Source organism: Streptomyces sp. NPDC015032 (assembly GCF_043080425.1).
Taxonomy (GTDB): domain Bacteria; phylum Actinomycetota; class Actinomycetes; order Streptomycetales; family Streptomycetaceae; genus Streptomyces.
On record NZ_JBIBVN010000027.1, the window covers coordinates 94,717 to 100,660 of the forward strand.

At 65.1% G+C, this 5,944-nt stretch carries 5 protein-coding genes; 4 read left to right on the forward strand and 1 reads right to left on the reverse strand.

All coding sequences use genetic code 11. The features are described 5' to 3' along the window. Window positions 1–464: 464 nt before the first annotated feature. The 4 genes from ACF08M_RS29835 to ACF08M_RS29850 are packed head-to-tail and all read left to right on the forward strand — an operon-like array spanning window position 465 to window position 3,958. Window positions 465–1,427 carry an ABC transporter ATP-binding protein gene (locus ACF08M_RS29835; RefSeq protein WP_392188359.1) on the forward strand — a complete coding sequence of 321 codons (963 nt, stop codon included), beginning with the start codon at window positions 465–467 and terminating at the stop codon, window positions 1,425–1,427. Beyond that, window positions 1,424–2,185, forward strand: coding sequence for an ABC transporter permease (locus tag ACF08M_RS29840; RefSeq protein WP_392188360.1), 762 nt, complete (start codon window positions 1,424–1,426; stop codon window positions 2,183–2,185). Before ACF08M_RS29835 ends, ACF08M_RS29840 begins: the two co-directional genes overlap by 4 nt. After that, window positions 2,182–3,345: a sensor histidine kinase gene (locus ACF08M_RS29845; RefSeq protein ID WP_392188361.1), complete on the forward strand. Its 1,164-nt coding sequence runs from the start codon at window positions 2,182–2,184 to the stop codon at window positions 3,343–3,345. The genes ACF08M_RS29840 and ACF08M_RS29845 overlap by 4 nt, the downstream gene beginning before the upstream one ends. 7 nt (window positions 3,346–3,352) lie before the next feature. Further along, window positions 3,353–3,958: a response regulator gene (locus ACF08M_RS29850; RefSeq protein ID WP_392188365.1), complete on the forward strand. Its 606-nt coding sequence runs from the start codon at window positions 3,353–3,355 to the stop codon at window positions 3,956–3,958. Between the two features lie 92 nt (window positions 3,959–4,050). Here ACF08M_RS29850 and ACF08M_RS29855 read toward each other — a convergent pair whose 3' ends face one another. Then, complete coding sequence (locus tag ACF08M_RS29855) at window positions 4,051–5,430, reverse strand: uracil-xanthine permease family protein (RefSeq protein ID WP_392188362.1); 1,380 nt, start codon at window positions 5,428–5,430, stop codon at window positions 4,051–4,053. Window positions 5,431–5,944 lie beyond the last annotated feature (514 nt).

Genomic DNA, 5,944 nt, shown 5'->3' on the forward strand with positions numbered 1-5,944 from the left:
CAGCGAATTCACTCCCTTCTGCGTCGGATGGCACGTTTCCGCGACGACGGCATCGAAATTCGCCCAAGGTGGGGATCTGGGAAGGTTGCCCATGAACATGGACTGCTGTGCAATTTCTGATTCTGCGACGCACACATGCAATGAAAGCGCTACCCCGTGGTGCGGAGCGATCCCATGCCCAGCTAGTCGCACAATGGTCCACACGCGTAGCGAGAGGTCCACGCGCAAAGGGCTGATTCGCTCCGCGCCCTGCCCCCACCGTGCCGTAAATTCGAGATATTCCGGTCAACGCCTCGTCACATGTGAAACATTAGAACCATGATTCACTGCCTGTCCACGGATCAGACTCGGAAGGCGGAATTCCGTCGGAACCGCCCCCCACGCAGGCTCACATGACATCTGTCATATGAGGTCATGACATACCTCACTGCGAACCCGATTCACACGACACGAAAAGGAGGAACATGCGACCTTTCAAACCTGAGAATGTGATTGAAGTCACAGACCTGTGGCGGCGGTACGGACCTCCGGGAAACGGGGGCTTCGCCGCTGTGCGCGGCGTCTCCTTCTCCGTCGCCCGAGGCGAACTCTTCGCCCTCCTCGGAACGAACGGCGCAGGAAAGACATCCACGGTCGAGCTTCTCGAAGGGCACGCGAGGCCCGCAAGCGGGTCGATCCGTCTCTTCGGCTGCTACGACCCCCGCATCGACCGCACCCGCGTCCGGCCGCGCACCGGTGTGATGCTCCAGGAGGGGGGGTTCTCCTCAGACCTGACTGTCGCGGAGACCATGGGCATGTGGGCGAAGTGCACCAGCCGCCCCCGACCCGTCGACGAGGCGATCTCCCTGACAGGACTCACCGCCAGGGCCGACACTCTGGTCAAGAACCTCTCCGGGGGCGAGAAGCGCCGACTGGACCTCAGCCTCGCCGTACTGGGATCCCCGGAACTGCTCTTCCTCGACGAGCCGACGGCCGGCATGGATCCCGAAGGCCGCCAACAGACATGGCAGCTGATAGAGCAGCTCCAGGAACAGGACACCACCATCGTGCTCACGACGCACTACCTGGAGGAAGCCGAGCGCCTGGCGGACCGTCTGGCGATCATGCATCGAGGACGGATAGCGGCCTCCGGGACGGTCGCTGACATCGTCTCAGCTCATCCCTCGTCCCTCTTCTTCCGCTTACCTCCGAGTGTGACCCTCGCCGATCTGCCTCCGCTGGCCGCTCTGGGGGCCATGAACGTGGCGGAGAAGGACGGGGCTGTCCACATGGCCACACAGGACCTGCAGTTCACCGCGACCGAGGCACTCCTGTGGGCGAGGAGCACGGGGATCGCGCTGGATCAACTGCACGCGCGCTCGGCATCACTCGAAGAAGCATTCCTGCACATCGCCCAGTCCAAAGAGACCGAGGACATCCGAGGATGAGTCACCGTACCCACCTGGCCGCACTGGGCCGCGCCGAACTGACTCTTCTCCTGCGCAGCAAAGCAAACCTGTTCAACGTGCTGATCATCCCCGTGATGCTGGTGGGCACGATGAAAGTTGTGATGGACCAGTTCGACCTCGGGGCAGCCGGACTCTCCCTCGGCCCCGTCATGATTTCCACTGCTGCGGGAATCGTTCTCCTCATGGCCCTGTACACACCGCTGACGAGCATCTACGTCATGCGCCGCGAGCAGTTGATACTCAAACGGCTGCGCAGTGGCGAAATCGCCGACCTCACGGTCCTGCTGGGCTCCGCCATTCCTGTCGTCGCCGTGGTACCGGTCCAGTTCACCCTCATCTCCACCGGCATCACCCTGGCTGCGGAAGAGGGCGGACCGCGGTCCCTGCATCTCGCGTTCATCGGGATCGTGCTTGGCGTGGTGCTGATCACCTTGCTGGCCGCGCTCACGACCGTGCTGGCCCGGACGGCGGAGAACGCACAAGTCGCCGTTCTCCCCGGGATGTTCCTGCTCCCGTTGACCTCCGGGACGTATATACCGCTGGAGGTCTACCCGCACGCTCTGCAGGAAGTGTTCCGATTCTTCCCGTTGACACCGGTAACCGATCTGGTGCGGGCCGGCTGGACCGGATCGATGACAGCGGGGCAGGCAGCGGTGCGTGTGGTGACACTCCTCGTCTGGATCACACTCATCGCCGGTGCGGCCAACCGCTGGTTCCGCTGGGAGCCCCGTACGTGAGAAAGAACCACTCACTCAGCAACATCCAGCAGTTCACCAGAGCCTCCCGCTGGATTCTGCGGTGTTTGCCGTGGCTCATGGTCCTCATTCTCGTCCGCCCCATCCCTCACAACGGCGCCGCGTTGCTCCACCACGGTACGTGGCTGATCTGGCCCCTGCTGGTGCTCTACCTGGCACAGACCGCCATGGCAACGGTGGTCCTGGCGTCGCTGCGGCGGCCATCGCAGCGGATCACCATGGCCATCACGGCGGCGTGCGCCGTCGAGCTCGGCTATCTCGTCTGGGCCCGCGTGCACACCGCACACCTACCCCCGGCGACCACGGCATTCTCCGCCTCCCTGATCACGGTTCCACTGGCCTCCGTATGGGCCACGGCCCCCAAACGGGTCAGCGCGGCGTGCGCCGTCGTAGCCTGTGCCCTCTGTACCGCCGCAACCCCCACCGCCTGGCACGTCAGCCTGTTGGCCTGCGGGGCGGTCTGGGCGTCGATCCTGCTCGGTGCCCACTCCTCATTGTGGTCACTGAGCATCATGCGACGGCTGGACGCCGCGCGGGAGACACAGAGCAACCTCGCTGTCGCCGAAGAACGCCTGCGAATAGCCCGCGATCTGCATGACGTACTCGGCCGGAACCTCGCCGTCGTCGCCTTCAAGGGCGAACTCGCCGCCCGGCTCGCCGAGGACGCTCCCAAAGCCAGAGCGGAGCTGGAGGAGGTTCAGCGGCTCGTGCGTGAATCTCAAGAGGAATTGCACAACGTCGTTCATGGCTACCGCACCGCGGACCTGGCCACGGAGCTGGACGGCGCCGGATCCGTGCTCAGGTCGGCGGGCATCACCTGCCGCGTCCACACGGACATCCAGGACGATCAGATCAGACCAGATGTACAGGCAGCACTGGGCTGGGTCGTACGAGAGGGTGTCACCAACGTCATCCGGCACTCCCGGGCCCGTACCTGCACCATCCGCCTCGTCGAGGACCCGGGGCGGATAACCATCAGCATCACCAACGACCAAGCCGTGCATGCCGACTCCACGGGCGGTACGGGACTGCCCGGCCTCGCCCAGCGCATCGGTAGTTCGGGCGGATCCGTCACCTACGGCTCCGGCCCGAAGAACACCTACCGTCTCACCGCGACCGTCCCCCACGACAACAAGGATTGACACGTTGATCCGAGTACTTCTCGCCGATGACGAAAACCTCATACGAGGCGCCCTTGCCGCACTCCTCTCCCTGGAGGAGGACATCGATGTCGTCGCCCAGGCGTCCGATGGGAAGGAGGCCGTGACCATGGCGTGCAAACACGCCCCCGACGTAGCGGTCCTCGATCTCGTGATGCCCCATATGGACGGCATCGGCGTCACCGGAGCCATAGCTGCCGAGTTGCCGTCCTGCCGCTGCCTCATCGTCACCAGTCATGGACTACCCGGACACTTCAAACGGGCACTCTCAGCGGGAGTCATGGGTTTCGCGTCCAAGAACCTGTCCGCCCGCGATCTGGCCGGCATCATCCGTACCGTCCACGCCGGCCGCCGCTATGTCGAGCCGTCCATCACAACCAACGCCATCAAAGCAGGCGACTCTCCACTGACAGCTCGGGAAATGGACCTGCTCAATCTCGCCGCCGACGGAGCTCCCGTCACCGAAGTGGCCGAGCGGGCCGTCCTCAATCCGGGAACCGTACGCAATTACCTGTCGAGCGCCATCACCAAGCTCGGGGTGAGCAACCGGCACGAAGCCGTGGGCAAGGCCCGCGAACAGGGCTGGATCAGATGAAGCACGGATTTGTGATCGCGTCGGGCGCCCGGCCGACGAGCGAAAACAGCCCCGCCGCGCCCGGTACGTGTGCGTCAGCGCGCGTTCTCGGCCTACGTCGCCGAGGAGTCGTCGTACGTCGTCGTGCCCGCGTCCAGGAGCGCCCCCTGCGGCGTCCCCGCAGCCTTGGAGAGCCAACGGAGGGAGTGGTAACCAGTGAGCACCAGGATGGTGCCGAGGGCGATGCCGTTGAGCTCGAAGTTGTCCGTGAACTTCAGCGACACTCCGCCGATTCCGACGATGACGCCGGCCGCGGCCGGGATCAGGTTGAGCGGCTGGCTGAAGTCGACCTTGTTGCGGACCCAGATCTGAGCGCCGAGCAGGCCGATCATGCCGTAGAGGATGACAGTGATGCCGCCCAGCACGCCGCCCGGGATGGCCGCGACGAACGCCCCGAACTTCGGGCACAGGCCGAAGAGAAGCGCGAAGAATGCGGCGCACATGTAGGCGGCGGTCGAGTAGACGCGGGTGGCGGCCATGACGCCGATGTTCTCGGCGTACGTGGTAGTAGCCGGGCCACCGGCAACCGTGGAGACCATGGTGGCTGCGCCGTCCGCGACGATGGCAGTGCCGAGCTTGTCGTCGAGAGGGTCCCCGGTCATCTCGCCGACCGCCTTGATGTGGCCGGTGTTCTCGGCGACCAGAGCGATCAGGACGGGGAGGGCGACGACGATCGCCGACGCACTGAACGAGGGTGCGTGCATGTCGGGGAAACCGATCCAGGCGGATTCCTTGACCGAGGTCAGGTCGAGACGCCAGTGGTCCACGACCTTGCCGCTGCCGTCGGCCGAGTGGATCTTGCCCAGGGCGAGGTCGAGGATCCAGGAGAGCACGTAGCCGAAGACCAGGCCCAGGAAAATAGCGATACGTGACCAGAATCCGCGCAGAACGACGAGCGCGAGGCCGGTGAACAGCATCGTGGCGAGCGCCGTCCACTGATCCTGCGGCCAGTAGGTTCCCGCAGCCACCGGAGCGAGGTTGAAGCCGATCAGCATGACCACGGCACCCGTCACCGCCGGGGGCAACACCGCGTGGATGACCCGTGCGCCCAGGATCTGGACCACGACACCGACCACGGCCAAGGCGAGGCCCACCACGAACAGCGCGCCGGTGAGTTCCGCCGGCCCACCGCCCTGGCTTCCGATGACAGCGGCGACCCCCACGAAGGAGAGCGACGATCCCAGGTAGCTGGGGACTCGTCCGCGCGTCATGACCAGGAACAGCAGCGTCGCAACACCCGAGGCCATGAGGCCGAGGCTCGGGTCGAGCCCCATGAGCACCGGGGCGACAAAACAGGCACCGATCATCGAGACGACGTGCTGCGCGCCCAACCCGATCGTCCGGGTCCACGTGAGCCGCTCGTTCGGCTTGACGACCTCACCTGGTTTCAGATTCCGGCCATCTCCGTGCAGCTTCCACCCGAAACCCGACATTTAACACTCTCCGTTCGTGTACTCACCGAACGGAAAGTACAAGATCATCGGTCAACCGTTCGCACCAACCCGGTGCCGCCCCCACCCGGACTGCCATCCGCGCGACCTGCCCCGCTTGTCGCGGATCTACCGGGTTCCACGTCGACAATGGTACGGGGGCTCGTTCGCACCCCCGGTTCAGTGATGCAGCCAGGATGCACCGTTCGTCGCCCCGGTGCTCATGGGCCCGGACCCGAACCTGGCGATCATGATGTCGGGTGTCGCGACGGCCGTCTTCCCTGTCGGCCACACGCGGCCAGGTGGCCAGCGGCGGGTGGCGCCGAGGCCGTCGGCCACTGGCGGCTGCACCGACGACAACGCCGCAGATATGCGTGCCCGGCCCCGCGATGCCGCCCTCCATTTGCCGGTCGGCCTTAAACGCAATACCGTTCAGTTAGTGGGTCTGGATGGTGATGTGAGGGCTGCGTTTGGGCTGGGGCCAGTGTGTGTGGCGGGAGCGTTTCACGGCCCATTT

Excerpts from the sequence above, each read along its gene's own strand:
- ACF08M_RS29835 (WP_392188359.1), top strand. The coding sequence starts at position 465 with ATGCGACCTTTCAAACCTGAGAATGTGATTGAAGTCACAGACCTGTGG.
- ACF08M_RS29840 (WP_392188360.1), top strand. The coding sequence starts at position 1,424 with ATGAGTCACCGTACCCACCTGGCCGCACTGGGCCGCGCCGAACTGACT.
- ACF08M_RS29855 (WP_392188362.1), bottom strand. The coding sequence starts at position 5,430 with ATGTCGGGTTTCGGGTGGAAGCTGCACGGAGATGGCCGGAATCTGAAA.